Source organism: Pseudogemmobacter sp. TB195 (assembly GCF_058313095.1).
Map to the genome: position 1 here is coordinate 198,579 of NZ_JBZEGG010000001.1, position 20,733 is coordinate 219,311.

Sequence of the window (20,733 nt, forward strand, 5' to 3'; positions counted from 1 at the left end):
CAAGCGCCCCGCTCGGCCCCCGCGCTCCGTTACCTGGAGTTCACTTGCTTCAGCGCCCCGCTTTGCGCTTAACTCAGCCAGATGGCCCGCCGGATGTCTCTCCCGATACTCCGTCAGGCCGCAGCGATCCAAAGGACAAAACGGACAAGTGTCGATCCTTCTTTTGCCAGACCCGAGCGAAGCGCAAAGCTTCACCGATGCCACCGAAGCCGTTGACCGGCTGCATGTGCTTTATGACGAGGCCACCGCCCATCTGATCAGCCAGTTCCGCGAGGCGCTGATCACTGGCCGACCGACAAACCGGATCCGCGCCTATTACCCGGAAATCCGCCTTGTGGTGGACAGTTTCTCGAATGTCGACACCCGCCTGTCCTTTGGCCATGTCGCGCGGCCAGGCACCTATTCCACCACCGTGACCCGCCCTGATCTGTTTCGCAGTTATCTGATCCAGCAGATCGGCCTTCTGATCCGCAATCACGGGGTGCCGGTCACCATTGGCCCCTCGGTCACGCCGATCCCGCTGCATTTCGCGGTGGCGGGTCAGCCCGACCTGATCATCCCCCAGGCCGGCGCGCTGGATTTCCCGCTGCGCGATGTGTTCGACGTGCCGGACCTCGCGACCACCAATGACGACATCGTCAACGGAACGCTTGAACATTTCGCCGATGGCTCGATGCCGCTCGCGCCCTTTACCGCGCAGCGCGTCGATTACAGCCTTGCACGGCTGGCGCATTACACCGCAACCAGCCCGCGGCACTTCCAGAACCATGTTCTGTTCACCAATTACCAGTTCTATGTCGATGAGTTCGAGGCCTTCGCCCGCGCGGCGCTTGATGACCCGAATTCCGGCTATTCCAGCTTTGTCGCAACCGGCGATCAGGAGATCACCTCCGGGGATGGCAGGATCCTCCTTCCGTCGAAAATGCCGCAAATGCCGACCTATCACCTGAAACGCCCGGACGGGGACGGCATCACGCTGGTCAATATCGGCGTCGGGCCGTCAAATGCCAAAACCGCCACCGATCATATCGCGGTCCTGCGCCCACATGCCTGGCTGATGGTCGGCCATTGCGCCGGGCTCAGAAACACCCAGGCGCTTGGAGATTACGTCCTCGCCCATGCCTATCTGCGCGAGGATCATGTGCTGGATGACGACCTGCCGGTCTGGGTGCCGATCCCGGCGCTGGCCGAGATCCAGATCGCACTGGAAGACGCGGTCGAAGAGGTCACCCGGCTGGAAGGCTACGAGCTCAAGCGCATCATGCGCACCGGCACTGTCGCCACCATCGACAACCGCAACTGGGAATTGCGCGATCAGTCCGGCCCGGTGCGGCGGCTGTCGCAGTCGCGCGCGGTGGGGCTGGATATGGAATCGGCCACCATCGCGGCCAACGGGTTCCGCTTCCGGGTGCCTTACGGGACGCTGCTTTGCGTTTCCGACAAACCGCTGCATGGCGAGCTGAAGCTTCCCGGCATGGCGACCGAATTCTACCAGGCCCAGGTCGGGCGGCACCTGCAGATCGGCATCCGCGCGATGGAGCTGCTGCGCGAAACCCCGTTGGAACGCATCCATTCGCGCAAATTGCGCAGCTTTGAGGAAACCGCATTCCTGTGAGACATAGGGAATTCCGGTGAAAACCGCTGATTTCCAGCCCCGGCTGCGTTCTGGGGCTTGATTTCGCCCCACTTTCCAGGTGACTGAGCGACAGCCCTGAAAAGGGGGTCCCGAAGCCGCAATTGCAGGCCCGGGATCAGAAGGACAAGCCGAACGAGAACAGGAGACACCAATGTCCAAGCCGATGACCAAGACCCAGCTTGTGGCTGCCCTTGCCGAAGCAATGGGCGCCGACAAGAAAACCGCTTCGGCCGCACTGGATGCGATTGCTGATGTGGTGGCAAAGGAAGTCACTGCAGGTGGTGCAGTCACCCTGCCGGGCCTCGGCAAAGTGGCCTGCAAAGAGCGCCCCGAGCGTCAGGTCCGTAACCCGGCCACCGGTGAAACCATGACCAAACCGGCCGACAAGCAGGTGAAATTCACCATCGCCAAAGCTCTTAAAGACCTGGTCAACGGCTGATCTTCGGATCAGGCCAGAAGACCGGTTGCAAGACGGATGGGGTCGCCCGGGATCAGCCCGGGACGGCCCTTTTCTTTTGCGCTCCGCCGTCCCGGAGGCGATACTGCGATAAGCGGCGGAGACGGCAATGACAGATCTTTTCGGTGATGCAGACCTCCCGCAACGGGGTCGCGAAGACCTGGCCCCCGGTGCGGTGCTGCTCAGGTACTTTGCAGGCCCCGAGGCCCATGCGCTGACCGATGGGATCGCGGCGGTCGCCGCCATCTCGCCCTTCCGCCATATGGTCACGCGCGGCGGCTTTGCCATGTCGGTTGCGATGACGAATTGCGGCAGCGGCGGCTGGGTCAGCGACCGGCGCGGCTATCGCTATCAGGCGCTTGATCCCGAAACCGGCGCGCCCTGGCCCGCTATGCCGGCCGCCTTCCGCGCCCTCGCGCAGGATGCCGCCACAGAGGCCGGCTATCCCGGCTTTGCCCCGGATGTCTGCCTGATCAACCGGTACCAGCCCGGCGCAAAAATGGCGCTGCACCAGGATCAGGATGAGGCGGATTTCTCACAGCCCATCGTTTCGGTCTCGCTGGGCCTTGCCGCGATCTTCCGCTTTGGCGGGCTGAACCGCAGCGACCCGGCGCGGAAGATTCCGCTTTTACATGGGGATGTCGTGGTCTGGGGTGGCCCCTCGCGGCTTTACTTCCACGGGATCGATACGCTGAAACCGGGCACCCACCCGGTTTGCGGTGATCTGCGGCTGAACCTCACCTTCCGCCGCAGCTGACGCCGCCCGATACGACCCTGAAAGGATCGCCTTCCAAATCGTGCTGACGAAATTCAGGATCAGGGCGGTTACGTCACGCTGTGCCTGCCCCGTCCCGGTGGCGCCATTTGATGCGCCCCTCAGACAGGGCATGAGACGATACCCTTTCTTGCGAAACGTGAAATGGCCTTCTTCTATACACCCGGAACCAATGACAGAGCAGCAATACCTGATGACTTTGGCAGTGCGGACAGCCTTTATCTCGGCCGAAATGCAACTATCCTCAGCTCAGGCGACATTGTCATCACGGGCAGCGTAACTTCGCAGCAGATCACTGCTGCCGGCGAAATCCATGCCTGGAGTCACGGTCAGTTCCCCGGTCGGGCCGGGCATCTCTGGCAGCAGCTCCACCAGCACCCGCATCGTGATTAACGGGTCACTGACGGGCATTGCGAGCGGGAGACTCCCTGGCTCTGACACCGCCGTTCAGGTCAATGCCGGCCTGATCAGCGGCGTAGCTTTTGGTGTGTTTGACGTCGATGGCGGCGGCGGCGACGTGGTGCTGATCGCGTCCCGCAGGCCGGGGCGGTGATCGCGGCGGCAGACCGGCATCTGATCTGGCGTCGCACCCGTCACCACATCGGAACTCACGGTGCCGCTCAGCGTCGGCGGGATCCCCTCGCAGAGGCCAAACAACGCCCGGACATCAGGCAGGGGTGCAGCCTTCGCACGGTCAAACCCGTTCCTGAATCCGGGGTCACAGCTCAGTCCCTGGCCATCCGCCTCCTGCGCAGAATGGCGAATGGTTCCGCTTCCCAATGCTCGTTCGGATCGTCGGGACCCCCTGGATTGGCGGCCGGTATGCGGTCGGCGGCCTCTTCCACCATCGCCATCGCGAACGTCTCACCGCGAGATGATCGATAAGCGCCGATGGCTGTGTTGCAGAAGTCAGCTGACGGTGGAGTTTCGGCTATCCCGGGACGGCCTGATCGCACGGCCTTTTTCCGAGATGTGCCGAAGGTGGTGTCGCGATTCTGAACGGTTACAGGGACCTGCAGATCAGCGACCTTACGACCAAAGTCATGCGCCATGAGGCGGTGGCGCAAGAGTTTCAGACAATGCATTTTCGGTTTGGCGCGGCTCCGGCGGTAACAGCCGCTTGAGCGTCCCCACAAATCGCGACCGAGGAATTTGAGGGCCCGCAGCACCTGATTGCGCGTAATCGAGCCGGCGGTAACGGTCTTCCCTGGCTTCGCGATCCTGCGCGGCGGGGGGAGGAGGGCATGAACGCCATTTGCGGTGAAGCAGGCAATCTGATAGTCTGGCGGGATCTGGCCGGGCAGATCGGGCAGGACCGACGCGCCGCCGATATGGCTCACCGTGATCCCGAGAGGCCGAACCTCGGGCAGACCCGGGTCTGGGCCCTGGCGTCCAGCGAGGTGCTGTCCTAAAGCAACCTCAACGCCGTACTCAGGCCAAGGATCATGACGATCACGCCGGTCACGATCTCGGCCGCCGCAAAGAGGCGCGGGCTGGCGCCGGGCAAGGCCAGCGTCAGACCCTGGCGGGTCAGCCCCGCGAGGGTCGCCGCAAGCGCTGTGATCAGGAAGGTGCCCGCCGCCATCACGATGGTGCCAAGGATCCCCAGCCCGTTGATCCCCAGCCGCCAGGTCAGGACCAGAAGGAACAATGCGCCGGTACAGGGCCTGAACGCGATCCCCGCCACCAGCGCCAGAACCTCGCGCCAGCCGGAGGCGGCGGCAACCTGTTCGGGGCCGGGCGCATGACCATGGCCGCAGCCACAGGTCTCGTCATGGTGATGATGCGTATGGACCATTGCGGGCCGCGACCGCCGCAGCCCGCGCCGCAAAAGCATGGCCCCGAGACCGGCGATTGCCAGCATTGCGAGGGGCTCGATCACCATGGCCAGCCCTTCGATCCGGTCGCGCGCGCCCTCGAACATCCAGATCCCGCCATAAACCAGCACAATCGCAACCAGCGCCTGGCCAAGCGCTGCAAGCCCGGCAATCCAGATGAGACGCCGCAGCGTGGCGCGGCTTGCGAAACCATAGCCGGCGATCAGCGCCTTGCCGTGCCCCGGCCCGAGCGCATGAAAAAAGCCATAGGCAAAACAGAGGCCCAGGAATCCGGTCGCGGCTCCGGCCTCACCGGCGCGAAGCGCCCGCAGCGACTGACCGAGCGCATTCTGAAACTCACGCTGGACCTCGACCAGCCGGCGCGCCAACCCGTCATCCAGCCCCGTTGTAAAGACCGCGACCGCGATCAGGGAGACCAGCAGAACCAGCCCCGGCAGCAAAAACCGCCGCGCCCTCATGGTGTCTCGCAGTCAAGCAGCACTGTATCGGCAAAGGCGCCGCCGATTTCGGGATAGGTCCCGCCCTCCAGCTCTGCATCGCTCAGCTGTGCGAGGGCCTCATCATAGAGCTGTTGCGCGCGGCGACTGTCGGCGGGCTCAACCCGGGCGCGGCAGCCAGGTTGCCCCTGGACGCCAGGCGTTCCGGCCAGATCATAAAAGATGTAATAAGACGGATCATAGGCCTGGAGGCGGATTTCGCCGCCGGCCGGGTCGCGTCGCTCGGGCAAGGCGCGGATATGGGTCATGCGGATCCGCCCCTCCCATAGGTCCGCCGCCCCCTCCTGCGGGCGCGAAAGCGCAACCGGCCTGCCTCCCTGGCTCAGCCAGAGATTGCCGTCGAAGCCCTCGGGCCAGTTTGTCGCCATCTCGTTCAGCCTCTCCGCCTCTTCTGCCGTCAGGATGCCGTCGCCATCCCTATCCATGCCCAGATCGCTCAGGATCAGAAGCGAGGTGAGGTCGTCATAGACCCATTCGACCGACACCGCCGCCAGCGATCCCTGATCATCGAACCGGAAAGTGAGGCCGGTATCGACAAATTCATGCGGATGCGACCGCGCCATCTGCGGCAGCGCGAGCCAGGCGAGGAGAGAGAGGAGCCGCAAGACCATACTCCTTCATACCCGCCGCCCCGTGGCGGCCGCAATTCACCGCCCCGTGAGACCAGCGCCATTGCGCAAGGGATCATCCAGGCAGAACGCCGCGCCGCCAGAAACAAGCCCTGGAATTGCAGTCCCGGCGGGTCGGGGCGTTTCCTGGCGTGGCCCACCCCAGATGACAGGCGCATCGCGCGAAATCAGTCTCTGTTCTGCCTGATTAAGCCGTTCCAGCATCCGGGCAAGGTCTCCTCCGGTTTCACGCCGCAGCCGCGTCCAGAGCCGCAGAGCGGAATGCGGGCTCCAGGGCAGCACCGCCTGCGACAGCCAGCAGCGCAGATCGGGCGGCAGGCGGTCAAACCGCTCCATCGGGCGCGGGCGGGCGCGTCCGCGCAGGCTTGTCACCAGATTGCGCGTCATGGATCAGACCGCCTCGCGCCGGGACCAGTCGGGGAAGGGATCGGGCAGATCGGCCCAGGTCGTCCCTGCCCGTTCTGTCCCGGCCTCCGGCATCAGCGCCGCATCAAGGCTTGCCCGGATCGCCGCCTCATCCATGCCCGCGCCGATAAAGACCAGCTCCTGTCGGCGATCCCCCCAGGGTTCGGCCCAATGCTGCATGACCTGATCCAGCCCCTCGGGATGGGTCGGCCAGCGATCACGCGGCACCGTCGCCCACCAGCGCCCCAGTGGTGTGACCCCTGAAATCGCGCCTGCAAGCGAGAATTCCACCGCCCAGTCCGGGCGCGAGGCGATCCAGAAATGCCCCTTCGCCCGGATCACCCCCGGCAGATCGCCATTGAACAGGTCATAGATCTTTTGCGGATGAAACGGCTGACGCGCGCGGTAAACGAATGAGGAAATGCCGTATTCTTCGGTCTCGGGCTGGTGATCCGCGAAGCCGTAAAGCTCCTTCGCCCACATCGGATGCAGATGGGCGCGGTCGAAATCAAAAAGCCCGGTATCGAAGATGTCCGAGGGCGAAACGCGCGAGCAATCGGTCTCGATCAGCCGCGCCCCGGGGTTCAGGGCACGGATGATTTTGCGGGCCTGATCAAGACGCACCGGCCCCGCCAGCTCGGCCTTGTTCAACACGATGACATCGGCAAATTCGATCTGATCGGTCAGCAGGCTGACCAGATTGCGGGTGTCAGCCTCGCCAAGGCTCTCGCCCCTGTCGGCGAGGAAGTCATGGCTCGCGAAATCCGCCGTCAGATTGACCGCATCGACCACGGTGACCATCGTATCCAGCCGCGCCAGATCCGAAAGGCTCGCGCCGTCACTGTCGCGAAAGTCAAAGGTCGCGGCGACCGGCAGAGGTTCGGCAATACCGGTCGATTCGATCAGCAGATAGTCAAACCGCCCTTCCCCAGCGAGGCGCCGGACTTCGCTCAGAAGGTCATCGCGCAGGGTGCAGCAGATGCAGCCATTGGTCATCTCGACCAGTTTTTCCTCGGATCGCGACAGTTCTGAACCACTGCGCACAAGGTCGGCGTCGATATTCACCTCGGACATATCATTGACGATGACGGCAACGCGGCGGCCCTCGCGATTGTTCAGGATATGGTTCAGGAGCGTGGTCTTACCGGCACCGAGAAAGCCCGAAAGCACGGTCACAGGCAGGCGCTGATCCCCGGAGCGGGGCAGGTTCGGATGGGGGCTGGCGGGCATGGCGACCTCAATACGTTATGTTATTACATCTTATATCGAGTGAAACCAAAACCGCAACCGCCTGAAACACCAGGGCGCCGGGAAACTGGGCGACACCGGCTGATTCTGCCCCCTCAAAGGCGATACTGACCGGGGGAGGGGAATATTCTTCTCCTCCCCGCAGGGCCAGCAAATGGCGCTCGCTTTAACCGGTGGCCTCTTCAGAATGGCCTGAAACGGCTTTCCCGGCCAGATTTAGCCCATGCAAATGCCGCCCTGGCAGCCTGTGACACCCCGTAACGAGATCATCATGACCCTTCGCAAACTGACCACCACCCTGACCCTTGCCGGCCTGCTTGCCGGCGTCTCGCTGCCTGCTTTCGCCGAAACGCTGCGGATCGGCTGGCAGCAGATCGTCGAGCCCTCGCGCGTGCCCCAGGCCGACAAAACCTATGAAAGCGCCACCGGCGCCGAGGTCGAATGGCACCTGTTCGGCGGCGGCGCCGATGTCATCGCGGCCGTCGCGGCGGGCTCGATTGATATCGGCTATGTCGGTTCGTCGCCGCTGACCGCAGCCGCCTCGCAGGATCTGCCGATCGAGACCATCTATATTGTCGGCAATATCGCCGAAGCCGAAGCGCTGGCCGTCAAGGGGGTCGAGAAACCGGAAGACCTCAAGGGCAAGAAGATCGCGACGCCTTTCGTGTCGACCGCGCATTATTCGCTGCTGACGGCGCTGAAACACTGGGGCATCCCGGCTTCAGAGGTGAACCTTCTGAACCTGCGCCCGCAGGAAATCGCGGCGGCCTGGGAACGCGGCGATATTGACGGCGCCTATATCTGGGATCCGGTGCTGAACCAGATCAAGACCACCGGCGGCACGGTTCTGGCCGACAGCTCTGACGTGGCGGCATGGGGCGGCCCGACCTTTGACGCCTGGATCGTGCGCAAGGATTATGCCGAGGCGCATCCCGAAATCGTCACCGCTTTCGTCAAAGTGACCGGCGAGGCGACCGATGCCTATATCAAAGACCCCGCCGCCTGGGGCGCCGACAGTGACGCGGCGAAAAAGATCGCCGAGCTGACCGGCGCACCTGCGGCAGACGTGCCGGCGCTGTTGAAGGGCTATGTCTTTGCCGGGCTGAAAGACCAGACCTCAGATGCCTTCCTTGGCGGCGCCACTGCGGCAGCCATCAAAAACACTGCCGCCTTCCTGCAGGAACAGGGTTCGGCGACCGCCAAGGATGATTACAGCGCCTTTGTGAACAAAGGCTTTGCCGAGGCCGCGCTGAAGTAATCCGCCCGGGCGAAAAGCCCCGGATCCCGGCGCCTTTCCCGGCGCCGGGCTTTGCCGTTCTGAAAGTCGCATCATGTCTGTTCTCAGCCTGTCGCATATCTCCCTGACCTATCCCGGCACTGCCACCCCGGTGCTGAAAGACGTCACCCTGTCGTTGTCGCAGGGTGATTTCATCTCGGTCATCGGGCGGTCGGGATCGGGGAAGACCTCACTGATGAACCTGGCCGCCGGGTTTTTGCAGCCCAGTTCCGGTCAGGTCAGCATCGGCGGTGCCCCTGTCACCGGGCCGGGCCCGGACAGGGCGGTGGTGTTCCAGGATGACGCGCTGTTTCCCTGGCGCACCGTGGTCGAGAATGTCGCGCTGCCGCTGAAACTAGCCGGGGTGGCGCGGGACGAGCGCGAGGCCACCGCCCGGCGCTGGCTGGCGGCGGTGCATCTGGAAGGTCAGGAAGACAAACATATCTGGCAGCTTTCCGGCGGGCAGCGACAGCGGGTGGGGATTGCCCGCGCGCTGGCCTCGGGGCCGGATTTCCTGTTGATGGATGAACCCCTTGGCGCGCTTGACGCCATGACCCGCGACCGGATGCATGAGCTTTTGCTTCAGCTTTGGGATCAGAGCCATACCGGCGCGCTTCTGATCACGCATTCGGTCGAGGAGGCGCTGTTTCTGTCGACCTCGGTCGTGGTCCTGGCACCGGATCCGGGCCGCATCAGCTTTCAGGAAAGCTATGACTATGGCCGCCGTTTCATCCGCGGCGAAGACCCGCGCGCCCTGAAATCCGAGCCCGGCTTTATCGCCGCCCGCGAACGCCTGCTGGCCGCGATCTATGAGAAAGAGCCCGCCTGATGACCGACAATACCGCAGATACCTCCGCCCTCAGCACGCCGCACACCAGGGGCGACCGGCCAAAGCTGCGCCTGCCCTGGGGGCTGCTGCTGGGCACGGCCACCATCGGCGGGCTGATCCTGATCTGGGCACTGACCTCCTGGGCGGGCTGGGCCTCGCCGGTGTTCCTGCCCTCGCCCGCAAAGGTCTGGGCGGCGCTGACCCGGGTGGCCTTTGACGGCTACGCCAATGCCACGCTGCTGGAGCATATGGGCGCGAGCCTCTGGCGGGTCTTTGCCGCGCTGTTCTTCACCATGCTGATCGGGGTGCCGGTCGGACTTTTGATCGCCACGTCAAAGATCGGGCGCGGCATCCTCGATCCGCTGGTCGAATTCATCCGCCCGCTGCCACCGCTGGCCTATCTGCCGCTGATCATCATCTGGTGCGGCATTGGCGAAGGCTCGAAAGTCCTCGTGATCGGCATCGCCATGCTGGCGCCCATCGTGATCTCGACCGTCTCGGGCGTCAAAGCCGCGGGCGAAAACCAGATCCGCGCCGCCCGCACCTTTGGTGCCACCCGTGCGCAACTGATCCGCGAGGTGATGTTGCCCGCGGCCCTTCCATCGATCTTTACCGGCATGCGTATCGCGCTTGGCGCGGGCTGGACGACGCTGGTCGCGTCTGAACTGGTCGCGGCAACACGGGGCCTTGGCTATATGATCCAGTCGGCGGCGCAGTTTCTGGTGACCGATATGGTGATCGCGGGGATCCTCGTGATCTCGGCTCTGGCCACGATCTCCGAGATCCTGCTGCGCTGGATGGAGCGGCGCTTCCTGCCCTCGATCGGCAAAAGCTGAGACAGCGAAGGAGCTCAGTCGAGCCAGGAAAGCCGCATCTCCAGGCGCGCTTTCGCCCGGCTGAGCGCCGGTTTCAGCCAGTCTGGCAGCCCCGGCCCCGCCCCGCTCAGCGCCAGCTGAGCGGAGACCAGCGCCTGCCGCTCGTCAGAGGCCAGCGAGGCGATCTGTTCGGGCAGGACCGCAACCCCCAGCCGCCCAAGCCGCGCCGCATCGCGCGACCAGATCTCATACCAGACGGGCGAGGCCAGCCGGAGCTCGCGCCCGGGCGGCAGGCTGATCGCCCCATCCCCCGCCCGCCGCGTGGTCAGCCGCAGCGCCAGATCCGCGAGGCTCCGCGCAAGGCCGGAGGGGGGAGACTGACCGGCATCTCTGGCCGGGCCGGCTGCGTATGACATGGGGTCACCTGTGGTTTCAGGCGAAATAGTCTCGATTCCGGCAAGGCGCGGCAAGGGAAGGGGCCAGTCAGACTTTGCGCCCCGGCAGGGGAATTATTCTCTTCTCATGGGTCAAAGGAGAGGCATTTTCTGCGCTCCCAGGGCGATTCGCGCGGCGACCCGCCAGTTCAGCACAAAGCTTCGGCCAGAAGCTTCTGATAATAGGGCAAATGATGCGCCAGATCGCGTTTCATACGCGGATGCGTCAGGGCGAGAGCGTCAAATTTGGTGCGCGCTTCCCCGGCCTCGGTTGCGCTCAGCGGGCGGATCCCCTTTGAAGCGCTGACATCCCCATGCCAGCCGCCGACCTGATCCCAGTCCTTCGGCTTTTCATCCTGCCAGGTGAAGGCACGTTCGGAAAATGGCAGCCCGACCGCCTGCCAGAACCGCGCCATCGTGCCGCGACTGTCCTCGCGCACCGCCTCGGCCCGAAGCACAACCGGGTTCCGGCCTGCGGCCTTCAGCGCGCTGTAGTGACGCCATTGCGCCTCGAGCCCGACCTCGTCGAGGCTGACCTCCGGGTCGAGCCTGTAGTACGATGTGATCGAAGCCAGCGGGTCGCGGATCAGGAAGGCATTGACCAGATGCGGCGCGAAGGCCGCATCCTCCAGGATATGCGGCATCACATAATAAGACATGTCCTTGAAGAAAACCGGCCCCTTCGCCGCCCGCGCCAGCAGATGGTCGCGGATCGCGGGATAGCTGACCGGGTGATCCGGACGGACATCGAAATGCGGCATCTGCCTTATCGCGCGATGGACATAGTAGTCATACATGAAGGGCTCATGCGCGCAGTCGAGATCACCGCGCTCGCGCATCACCCGCTCCATCGCGGTCGACATCGACCGCGGATGTGACCACAAAGCGTAGATCCTGTTCATCTGACCCTCCTCTTGCCCATTTGCGTCATGTCTTCCCCCCGGATTTCCCTCCGGATCTGCCGTCTGGCGCCCGCAACAGCTGGTCCGCGACCAGTGCGATAGCGGCGATGATGCCCCCCGCGATCAGCCCCGCTCCGGCATCGGCCATTGACAGGGCAACACAGACCTGCTGGCCCAGCTCGCGCGTGCCCACCAGCGCCGCGATCACCATCATCGACAGCGCCGCCATGATGGTCTGGTTCAGCCCAAGCCGCACCGTGCCCCGCCCAGATCATCTCTTCCCGGGTGAAATGCCGCATCACAGCTCCTCCGTGCCAGAGGCATCACGGCGCAGCACCGCCAGAACCGACTCGGACTCAAGTACCATTCCCCGCGTGCCGGCGACCGCGAACTGCCGCTGCCCGCTGGCAAGATCGGGCAAAAGCGCCTCTGACAAGGCTTCAGGCGCGTCCCCGGGGCCGTCTGCGGCACCCGATATCCCGCCGGGGGTCATCTGATCGCGCACCCGGATCGCCCGGCTCAACGCCACTTCGGCGGTGAAGCGCGCGACATGGTCATCAGCCGGGTGCAGCAGGATTTCAGCCGGTGTGCCGATCTGGATGATCTGCCCGCCCGGCATCAGCGCGATACGGTCGGCAAGCCGGCGGGCCTCCATAATGTCATGCGCGATGAAGATGATGGACTTTTTCAGCTGGCGGTGCAGCCGCAGGAATGCATCCTGCATCTGCCGCCGGATCAGGGGATCCAGCGCCGAAAACGGCTCGTCAAGGAACCACAGTTCCGGGTCCGGCGCGAGGCTTCGCGCGATGCCTTGCAGTTTCAGCGGGAAGGCGACGTTTTCCAGTGCCGTCAGATGCGGCATCAGCCCAAAGCTCTGGAACACCATCCCCATCTTGCGCCGCCGGATTTCGGTCAGTTCACGCCCCGAGATGCGCGAGAGATCCCGCCCTTCGAATTCCAGCACCCCATGTTCGATATCCGGCAGCCGCGAGAGGCAGCGCACCAGCGTCGATTTCCCCGACCCGGAAAGGCCCATGATGACGAAAATCTCGCCCTTGCGGACATCAAATGTGGCATCCGCCACCGCCGGAATATGCCCCTCCTGCCTGAGGCGCGCGACCAGCGCCTCTGGGTCGATCTGGCAGCCGGTGGTGTCAAAGTAGTGGCCGGGCCGTAGCCCGAATACCTTCCACAATCCCCGGCAGCTGAGCGTGATACTGTCTGATGCCACGGCGCTCATCACCGCCCCGGCCTCAGTTCAGCGCCTGGTCAAGCCAGGGGCGCCAGATCGCCTCATGCGCGGCGACCCGTTCGGTTGTCACCAGATCCAGCGACTGGCCCTTTTCGTCGATCGCCAGCATCATTTTCTGCTGATCTTCGGTGGTGATCTCATAGGCGGCAGGCCATTTCGGCGCAAAGCCCGACCAGACCACCTTGTTGACGTTGGGCGGCATGATGCAATGTTCATTGGACTGATCCTTGCAGGGCGGCATCCCGATCCAGCCGGTCTCGCCCTCGGCGAGGAGGAAATGCGGTGCCCAGAACTTCATGACCAGCGGTGTCTTCGCGGCTGCCGCTGCGCGGAGCTCGGCCAGCTGCGCCCCTTCCGACCCCGAAGGCACCGTGGTCAGGGGCAGGTTATTGTCGAGGATGATCGTCGCCGCGCGCGACCCCCAATCAGCCGGGTAATCCAGAAACCGCCCGTTCGGCAGCGTGTCGGGCGTCGCTAGAAATGCCACGCATTCCGGGTCATTCAGCGCTTCCCATGACGGCAAAGCCGGGCAAAGCTCCTCCATAAATTTCGGATAGAGCCAGCCCTCATTCGTGGTCAGCCCAAGACTGCCAATATCCCCGACTTTGCCCTCAGAGAGGACTTTCGGGTAAACATCCCCAACATTGTTCAGCCAGATCCCGACCGATGCCGCGACATCTCCGTCCGCAAGCCCCTGGAAATGCGGGTAGTTCCCGGCGGTCACATAGTCGACCTTATAGTCCGCCTTTTCCTGGACCTTGCCGGCGATCTGCGCGGAAATCTGCGCGCCCGTCCATTCCAGCATGGCGAGCTTTATCGGCTCATCGACAGCGCCGGGGTCAGCCGCCAGCGCCGGCCCACCGGCCATGGCGGCCAATGCGAGAAGTGACACAGCGGCATTCATGCTCTTCTTTGTCATTGCAATCTCCCTGTCGGTTGTCTGGTGTTTTTTGGCCACCGGAAACGCTCACCAGAGCGCGCCGCCGGTGATCTTCACCTCCTCCATAGTGATGCCTTTGGCGGCATCGGTGATCAGAAAAGCCACAAGCTCCGCGACTTCGCCGGGCTGGATGATGCGGCCCTGCGGGTTTTCAGCGGCAATCGCTGCGCGGGCCTCTTCGACGCTCCGGCCCCGGCCCTCACGGGCCACGACCTGCGCCAGATCAGAGGCCATCATCGGGGTATCGACCCAGGTCGGGCTGACCATCACGCAGGTCACGCCATGCGAAGCCCCCTCCAGCGCGACACAGCGCGTCAGACCCAGAAGCCCGGCTTTCGAGGCGCAATAGGCCGGATTGTCCTTCCATCCCACCGTTGCGGCGGTGGACCCGATATTGACGATCCGCCCCCAGCCCCGCGCCTTCATTCCCGGCAGACAGGCCCGGATCATCCGGAAGGCACCGGTCAGATTGGTGTCGATGATGGCTTGCCAGAGCGCATCGCCATGCCCCTCGACCGGCTGCTCGGCGGTGATCCCGGCGGCGTTGATCAGCACATCCGCCGGGCCGAAACGCTCGGTCGTGCGCTCGCAAAACCCGGCCACCGAACCCGGATCGGTGAGGTCGAGCATATCGGCCCTGACCTCGCCGACGCCGGCAATCGCCGCCCCGGTCAGTGCGCCAAAAGCATCCAGCCGCGCCCGGCTTTCCAGATCACGCGCGCCGACCACGACGCGGTAGCCGCGCGCCGCAAGATCCAGCGCCACGGCATGACCGATGCCGGAAAGGCCGCCGGTGACGATGGCAACCGCGCGCGGCACCGGGGGGCTCATGTCACTCCGCTCCGCAGCCGGAGATTGTCCGGGTCGAAAGGCGGACGATCAAGGATCCGCACCTTGCGGCGGGTGCCGAGAATCTCAACCTCCAGCCCATCCCGCGCATTCCGGTCGCGCAGATAGGCAAGCGCCAGAACCTTGCCGGTCCGATGCCCGGTCGCGGCCGAGGTCACGATGCCGACCGGGGCCGCGCCCTGCCAGAGAGAATGCGCGTAATAGGGCTCGCTTTCGCCGGGGTCGATTTCCAGGAGCACCATCTCCCACCGCGCAGGGTCGGCCATACGGGCCAGAAGCGCCTCGCGGCCAGGGAAATCGTGATCGGGTTTCACAAGGAACCCCATTCCGGTTTCGGCGGGTGTGCGTTCGGTGGTGAAATCGGCACCCCAGGCGGGATAGCCCTTTTCCAGCCGCATCGCATTCATCGCATAAGACCCGAAACAGCCGATCCCCTCGGGCTGGCCTGCGGCTTCCAGCGCGAGGAACAGCTCTGCCGCGCGGGCGGCGGGGACATGCAGCTCCCACCCCGCCTCACCGATATAGGAAAGCCGCAACGCGCGGACCGGGATCCCCGCGACAGTCATCTCACGCACCGACATCCAGGGCCCGAACGGGTCAGAGGTCAGCCGCCCGAGGACTGCGGGCGCAGCCGGCCCCATCAGGCCGATCACCGCGAAATCGTCACTGACCCGGCTGATTTCGACATCAAAGCCCGGCGCACGCGCGCGCAGAAGATCATCATCGCGCATCTCTGCCGCCGCAGCCGATGTCAGGTAGAAATGGTCCTCCGCAAGACAGGCGACCGTGAATTCCGCCTCGGTGCCGCCCGCCGGGCTCAGCGCATAGGTCAGCCCCACCCGCCCGGTCTTCGGCGCCATATTGCAGCCAAGCGCATCGACAAAGGCGCGCGCCCCCGGCCCTCTCACCTCGAATTTCGAGAAGACCGACATATCGGCAAGGCCCGCGCCCCCGGTCACCATCCGGCATTCCTGCGCCACGGCATCGAACCAGTCGGGCCGCCCGAAGGTGAGCCGCGCGGGCGCGCCGAACCAGTTCGGGCGTTCCCATCCATAAGCCGCGCCCATCTGAGCGCCACGCGCCAGCATCAGATCATGCAGCGGCGTCAGGCGTTTGCCGCGCGCGGCGGGGCGTTCCTCATGCGGGTAATGCACTCCGAACTGGAGGCCAAAACATTCAACCGCCTTTGCCACCCGATACGCGCGATCCGCCCATGGGCCAAAGCGACGGCTGTCGACTGCCAGCGCATCCATCGGCGGCGCGCCATGGGTCATCCAATGCGCAAGGAACCAGCCAGAGCCGCCGCCCTCCATCACTCCCATCGAAGACCCGGTCAGAAGCCAGGCGTTTTCAAGACCCCAGGCCGGCCCGATCAGCGGATTGGCATCGGGGGTAAAGGTGATCGGGCCATTGACCACCGATTTCACCCCGCCGGTTTCCAGCGCCGGGATCCGCGCCATCGCCGCCATCAGGATATGTTCGACCCGGTCCAGGTCCGGCTCCATCAGTTCGGCCCCGAATTCGGGCGGCACGCCGTCAACCGACCAGACCTGCGCCTCTTTCTCATAGGGGCCAAGGATCAGCGCATCACGCTCCTGGCGGACATACCAGCTTTCCTCGGGGTCGCGGATCATCGGCAGTTCCGGCAACCCCGCTTTGATCCGATCAGCCACCGCAGACACCGTATCGGTCACCAGATACTGGTGCAGCACCGGAACCGAGGGCACATTCGCCCCCATCATCCGCCCGATCTCGAACCCCCAGGTGCCGGCGGCATTGACGATATGCTGCGCCCGGATCAGCCCCTGCAACGTCTCGACCGCCCAGACGCCGTTTTCGCGCCGGATCCCCAGCACGGGATTGCGCCTGAGGATCACAGCGCCGCGTTCGCGGGCGACCTTCGCCATCGCATTGGTCGCAAGCGTCGGGTCGACATGGCCGTCATCGGGCTCATAAATCCCGCCGATAATGCCTTCGGTCCGCGCGAGCGGATGCAGCGCCGCCACCTCTTCGGGCGAGTGCAAGAGCCTGAGCTCATAGCCGGTGAATTTCGACAGGCCCGCAACATGGGCAAATTCCGCCATCCGCTCGGGGTTCGACGTGATCCGCATCGCGCCTGACGGGTGAAAGCCGCAATCCTCGCCGGTCTCGGCGGGAAGGATATCGCGGTAAAGCCTGACGCTGGTGGCGCGCAGCTCCTGGATGGTTGGATTATGCGCGAAATGGGTGCAAAGCCCGGCTGCATGCCAGGTTGACCCATGGGTGAGGTCGTTTTTCTCGGTAAGGATCACATCGGTCCAGCCTGATTTCATCAGGTGATACATCAGCGAAACACCCATGGCGCCGCCGCCGATGATCAGAACCTGTGCGTCGCGCGTCATGCCTTCATCCTCTCGCCCGAAGGGTCGAACGGCGGCCGGGTCAGCGCCAGTGCCGCATAGTGTTTCCCTGCGATTTCAATGGTAAACTGCCGCAGGGCCGTCGCCTGCGGGGTCTCGCCCGGCGCGATATCGATAAGGCCAAGCGCCAGGGTCTTCCCTGTCCGCGCCCCCCGTGCGCCCGAGGTGGTCAGCCCGACCACCCGGCCCGAATCCCAGATCGGTTCATCATGCAGGACCAGCGGGTGATCGGGCAGATCGAACAGCACCAGGCGGCGGCGCAGACCCGCCCTGCGCTGCGCCTCCAGCGCCGCTTTGCCGATGAAATCCTTCGACCAGTCGATGGTAAAACCGAGCCCCGCCTCAAGCGCCGAAATGTCCTGGCCCAGATCATGGCCCATATGGCGAAAACCCTTTTCGATCCGACAGGCATCCAGCGCGTAATGGCCCATCGGCGCCGCCCCCGCCGCCCGCAGCGCCCGGAACACCGCCGGGGCGGAGGCGTTGGGGATATAGAGCTCCCAGCCGAGTTCGCCGACAAAGCTGACCCGCTGCGCAAGGCAGGACTGGCCCGCGATCACCACCTCGCGCGCGGTCGAAAAGGCGAAATCCTGCCAGTCATCCGGCGACAGCCCGGCCAGCAGTGCCCGCGCCCCTGCCCCCATCACGCCGATCACGCACTCAGCTTCCGTTGCATCGGTGATGGTCACGTCAAAGCCAGCGGCACGGCGGCGGAGCCAGGCCATATCGCGCCAGCGCGTCGCCGCCCCGGACACCAGACGGAAATGATCCGCAGCCCGGCGCACTGTCACATCGCCCTCGATACCGCCCATCACGTTCAGCATCAGCGTATAGACCGCGCGGCCAGGCGCCACATCCATATTGGCGGTGGTGATCTGTTGCAGGAAGCGCAGCGCATCGGGCCCTGCAATGTCGAATTTCCCGAAAGGCGTAAGGTCGAGCAGCGCCACCCCCGCCGCCATCTGTGCCGCCTCGCGAACCGCAATCGGATACCAGGGCTGCGCGCCAACAGACAGCGGCAGGGCCCGTTCCGCCGGAGTTTGCGCATACCACAGACCACGCTCCCAGCCGGCTGTAAGGCCAAAGACCGCGCCTGCCGCCTCCCATTCCGCATGGAGCGCCGATTTGCGCAAACCGCGCCCGGCTTTCGGCTGTCTGAACGGCCAATGCAGCGCGAAAGCATCGGCCACGGCCTCTTCCATCCTGGTCTCGACATGCGCGGCCGCGGCCGCCAGCGGATCGGCGCGGGCGATATCGACCTCCCAGAGATCCATCGGCGCGTGACCGGCCAGCATCCAGTCGGCCAGAACCCGCCCCACCCCGGCCGAAGACATCACGCCCACCGAATTCATCCCTGTGGCGACGAACAGCCCGTCGGTTGCAGGCGCCTCGCCCAGGAGCATCTTCGTATCGGTCGTAAAGCTTTCGGGCCCGTTCATGAAATGCTGGATACCGACATCGGCAAGGCCCGGGATCAGCGCCAGCGCCGCCTCCATAAAGGGCGTGAACTGCTCCCAGTCTTCGGGCAGTTCAAGGAAAGGCCGGTCGCCCGAGGGGCCAAAGGCGTCCCAGCATTTGGCGTTCGGCTCAAAGCCACCGATCACCAGTTTGCCGGCATCGCCCTTGATATAGATGCCGCGATCCAGGTCGCGCAGCACCGGAAAAGGATGCGGCATCAAGGGCATGGCTTCGGTCACCACATACATATGCTCAACCGCCTGCAAGGGCAGCGCGACGCCAAGCGGATCGGCCAGCCGCTTTGACCAGGCGCCGGCACAAAGCGCGACCTGATCGGCCTTGATCACCTCGCCACCTGCCAGCAACACGCCGGTCACGCGGCTGCCTTCGGTCAGGATCCGGTCAACCCGCGCGCCCTCGCGGATCTGCGCCCCCTGGGCTTTTGCCAGCCGCGCATAGGCCATGCAGAGATCGACCGGGTTCACATTGGCGTCTTCCGCGACCGCCATCGCGCCGGTCACACCAGTCAGATCGAGCCCCGGGACGGTGACGCCTTCGGGCCCGGTAATCGTCGGATGCAGCCCGAAATGCCGTCCAAGCGCCGCAATCCGATGGAGTTCATCCATCCGCGCCGGATCGCGCGCCAGCCAATAGCCGCCAGTGCGACGATAGCCGGTCGAAAGCCCGCTTTCCGCCTCAAGCTTTGGAAAAAGCTCGCCCGCATACATCGCGAGCCGGGTTGCATTGGGGGTCGCGCGCAACGGCCCGACGATCCCCGCCGCATGCCAGCTGGTGCCCGAGGTCAGGCTGCCACGCTCCAGCAGCGTGACCGAAACGGCAGCGGTCTTTGTCAGATGATAGGCGAGGCTGAGCCCCACCGCACCGCCGCCGATAATCACGATCTTCCGCATTCCAGGCGCCCCGTCTCTTCTGGCAAAATCAGACAGAGGCAGCGGCTCTCGCGCAAGGATGGACAGGCATCATTAGGGATACTAATTCTTACCAGAACAACAACCCGGTTAAGATCATGCGCGAACGCGGCAAAGACGAACCTGATATCAACCTGTTCCGCGCCATCGAAGTGTTCATGGCGGTGGCCGAGATGCGGCAGGTGACGGCGGCGGCCTCGGCCCTGCGGATCACGCAATCTGCCGCCTCGCAGCATCTGAAGAACCTGGAACTGATCTTCGGCATGGCGCTGTTCGACCGCTCGACCCGGCCGATAGCCCTGACCTATGCCGGCGAAACGCTGCAGCGGCATGGCTTTCGGCTCCTGAACCAGATCGACGATCTGAAGCGCGACATGCAGCATCTGGGCGCCTCTTCGCTGCCCGCGCTCCGGGTCGGGCTGCTGGCCTCGACCGCGACCACGCTGACGCCGGGGCTTTATGATCTGGTCAATAATGCGATGAAAGTGCCGGAGCTGATCCTGTCGGCGGGCCTCGCCACCGACCATTTCGCGGCCCTGAATGACCGGCGGATCGACATGGCTGTGACCTCTGAACGGTTGCAGGACGGGCCGGGCTTCAGCTTCATCCCGATCCTGGATGAGCCATTTTATCTTATTCTTCCAGACAGTTACGCAGGGCCCACCGACGATATCCACGCCATTTCCCGCAAGCTTTCCCTCGCGCGTTTTGGCACCACCACCCCGGTCGGGCGCCGCACCGACCAGCATCTGCAACGCTGCCGCCTTGATCTGCCCCGCGCGATCGAGGCCGACCGTACCGCAATGGTGATGGCAGGCGTCATCACCGGCAAATGTTTCGCGATCCTGTCACCGACGCTTTTGATCGACGGCGTCGCCGAAGGGATGCGCCTCAGGATCGAGCCGCTGCCCTTCGCGCCCTTCAAACGCACCATCCGTCTGGTGTCGCGCCGCGATGACCTTGGCACGATCCCGCTGCGCATCGCGCTGGAAAGCCAGAAGATCCTGAAACGTGCCTTCGACCATCATTTCCCCGCAATCTCCGGCCAGGTGAGTTACCACGAGATCGCTAATCCGCCTCATTAGGATTACCGATAGTATAAGTTTAACCTTTGCAGAGCCTCGCGCCCCGCTATCGTCGGCCCGGCAACATGCCGATGGAGACC

General features: G+C 64.4%; 21 protein-coding genes. 7 read left to right on the forward strand and 14 right to left on the reverse strand.

Annotated elements, in window-relative coordinates:
- Positions 1-148: 148 nt before the first annotated feature.
- From AC4FS3_RS00970 to alkB, 3 genes are all read left to right on the forward strand, one after another.
- Positions 149-1,615, forward strand: a complete 1,467-nt coding sequence (locus tag AC4FS3_RS00970; protein ID WP_491018966.1) for an AMP nucleosidase — start codon at positions 149-151, stop codon at positions 1,613-1,615.
- A gap of 172 nt (positions 1,616-1,787) precedes the next feature.
- Positions 1,788-2,075 carry an HU family DNA-binding protein gene (locus AC4FS3_RS00975; protein WP_092900635.1) on the forward strand — a complete coding sequence of 96 codons (288 nt, stop codon included), beginning with the start codon at positions 1,788-1,790 and terminating at the stop codon, positions 2,073-2,075.
- 127 nt (positions 2,076-2,202) lie between these two features.
- Complete coding sequence (gene alkB / locus AC4FS3_RS00980; protein ID WP_491018967.1) at positions 2,203-2,850, forward strand: DNA oxidative demethylase AlkB; 648 nt, start codon at positions 2,203-2,205, stop codon at positions 2,848-2,850.
- 267 nt (positions 2,851-3,117) lie between these two features.
- Here the strand turns inward: alkB and AC4FS3_RS00985 are convergent, their stop codons facing one another.
- From AC4FS3_RS00985 to AC4FS3_RS01010, 6 genes are all read right to left on the reverse strand, one after another.
- Positions 3,118-3,279 (reverse strand): hypothetical protein, encoded by a 162-nt coding sequence (locus AC4FS3_RS00985; protein ID WP_491018968.1) that lies wholly within the window; start codon positions 3,277-3,279, stop codon positions 3,118-3,120.
- Positions 3,280-3,593: 314 nt separating this feature from the next.
- Complete coding sequence (locus tag AC4FS3_RS00990; protein ID WP_491018969.1) at positions 3,594-4,208, reverse strand: transposase; 615 nt, start codon at positions 4,206-4,208, stop codon at positions 3,594-3,596.
- Between the two features lie 68 nt (positions 4,209-4,276).
- A complete protein-coding gene (locus tag AC4FS3_RS00995) occupies positions 4,277-5,164 on the reverse strand; it encodes a nickel/cobalt transporter (RefSeq protein WP_491018970.1) in 888 nt (295 codons plus the stop codon).
- A complete protein-coding gene (locus AC4FS3_RS01000) occupies positions 5,161-5,808 on the reverse strand; it encodes a DUF1007 family protein (protein WP_491018971.1) in 648 nt (215 codons plus the stop codon). Before AC4FS3_RS01000 ends, AC4FS3_RS00995 begins: the two co-directional genes overlap by 4 nt.
- Before the next feature lie 42 nt (positions 5,809-5,850).
- Positions 5,851-6,219, reverse strand: coding sequence for a DUF6525 family protein (locus AC4FS3_RS01005; RefSeq protein ID WP_491018972.1), 369 nt, complete (start codon positions 6,217-6,219; stop codon positions 5,851-5,853).
- A gap of 3 nt (positions 6,220-6,222) precedes the next feature.
- A complete protein-coding gene (locus AC4FS3_RS01010) occupies positions 6,223-7,467 on the reverse strand; it encodes a GTP-binding protein (protein ID WP_491018973.1) in 1,245 nt (414 codons plus the stop codon).
- Positions 7,468-7,756: 289 nt separating this feature from the next.
- Here AC4FS3_RS01010 and tauA point away from each other — a divergent pair, with 289 nt between their 5' ends.
- The 3 genes from tauA (at position 7,757) to AC4FS3_RS01025 (ending at position 10,426) form a co-directional block, all read left to right on the forward strand.
- The gene (gene tauA, locus AC4FS3_RS01015; RefSeq protein WP_491018974.1) at positions 7,757-8,743 is read left to right on the forward strand and encodes a taurine ABC transporter substrate-binding protein; all 987 of its coding nucleotides are present in this window, start codon (positions 7,757-7,759) and stop codon (positions 8,741-8,743) included.
- A gap of 73 nt (positions 8,744-8,816) precedes the next feature.
- A complete protein-coding gene (locus AC4FS3_RS01020; protein WP_198835697.1) occupies positions 8,817-9,590 on the forward strand; it encodes a taurine ABC transporter ATP-binding protein in 774 nt (257 codons plus the stop codon).
- Positions 9,590-10,426, forward strand: coding sequence for an ABC transporter permease subunit (locus AC4FS3_RS01025; RefSeq protein WP_491018975.1), 837 nt, complete (start codon positions 9,590-9,592; stop codon positions 10,424-10,426). Before AC4FS3_RS01020 ends, AC4FS3_RS01025 begins: the two co-directional genes overlap by 1 nt.
- A 14-nt stretch (positions 10,427-10,440) precedes the next feature.
- Here AC4FS3_RS01025 and AC4FS3_RS01030 read toward each other — a convergent pair whose 3' ends face one another.
- The 8 genes from AC4FS3_RS01030 to AC4FS3_RS01065 all read right to left on the reverse strand — a co-directional run bounded on the left by AC4FS3_RS01030 (position 10,441) and on the right by AC4FS3_RS01065 (position 19,550).
- Complete coding sequence (locus AC4FS3_RS01030) at positions 10,441-10,821, reverse strand: hypothetical protein (protein ID WP_491018976.1); 381 nt, start codon at positions 10,819-10,821, stop codon at positions 10,441-10,443.
- A gap of 167 nt (positions 10,822-10,988) precedes the next feature.
- Positions 10,989-11,741 carry a sulfotransferase-like domain-containing protein gene (locus tag AC4FS3_RS01035; RefSeq protein ID WP_491018977.1) on the reverse strand — a complete coding sequence of 251 codons (753 nt, stop codon included), beginning with the start codon at positions 11,739-11,741 and terminating at the stop codon, positions 10,989-10,991.
- Positions 11,742-11,766: 25 nt separating this feature from the next.
- Positions 11,767-11,997: a hypothetical protein gene (locus AC4FS3_RS01040; RefSeq protein WP_491018978.1), complete on the reverse strand. Its 231-nt coding sequence runs from the start codon at positions 11,995-11,997 to the stop codon at positions 11,767-11,769.
- A gap of 42 nt (positions 11,998-12,039) precedes the next feature.
- A complete protein-coding gene (locus AC4FS3_RS01045) occupies positions 12,040-12,981 on the reverse strand; it encodes an ATP-binding cassette domain-containing protein (RefSeq protein ID WP_491018979.1) in 942 nt (313 codons plus the stop codon).
- A 13-nt stretch (positions 12,982-12,994) separates the two neighbouring features.
- Complete coding sequence (locus tag AC4FS3_RS01050; protein WP_491018980.1) at positions 12,995-13,912, reverse strand: ABC transporter substrate-binding protein; 918 nt, start codon at positions 13,910-13,912, stop codon at positions 12,995-12,997.
- Positions 13,913-13,960: 48 nt separating this feature from the next.
- On the reverse strand, positions 13,961-14,764 hold the full coding sequence (locus AC4FS3_RS01055) for an SDR family NAD(P)-dependent oxidoreductase (RefSeq protein ID WP_491018981.1): 804 nt from the start codon (positions 14,762-14,764) through the stop codon (positions 13,961-13,963).
- Positions 14,761-17,163, reverse strand: coding sequence for a GcvT family protein (locus AC4FS3_RS01060; protein ID WP_491018982.1), 2,403 nt, complete (start codon positions 17,161-17,163; stop codon positions 14,761-14,763). Before AC4FS3_RS01060 ends, AC4FS3_RS01055 begins: the two co-directional genes overlap by 4 nt.
- Entirely contained in the window at positions 17,160-19,550 is a 2,391-nt protein-coding gene (locus tag AC4FS3_RS01065) for an FAD-dependent oxidoreductase (RefSeq protein WP_491018983.1), read from the reverse strand. The genes AC4FS3_RS01060 and AC4FS3_RS01065 overlap by 4 nt, the downstream gene beginning before the upstream one ends.
- Positions 19,551-19,666: 116 nt before the next feature.
- Here AC4FS3_RS01065 and AC4FS3_RS01070 point away from each other — a divergent pair, with 116 nt between their 5' ends.
- Positions 19,667-20,653 (forward strand): LysR family transcriptional regulator, encoded by a 987-nt coding sequence (locus AC4FS3_RS01070; protein ID WP_491018984.1) that lies wholly within the window; start codon positions 19,667-19,669, stop codon positions 20,651-20,653.
- Positions 20,654-20,733: the final 80 nt, after the last annotated feature.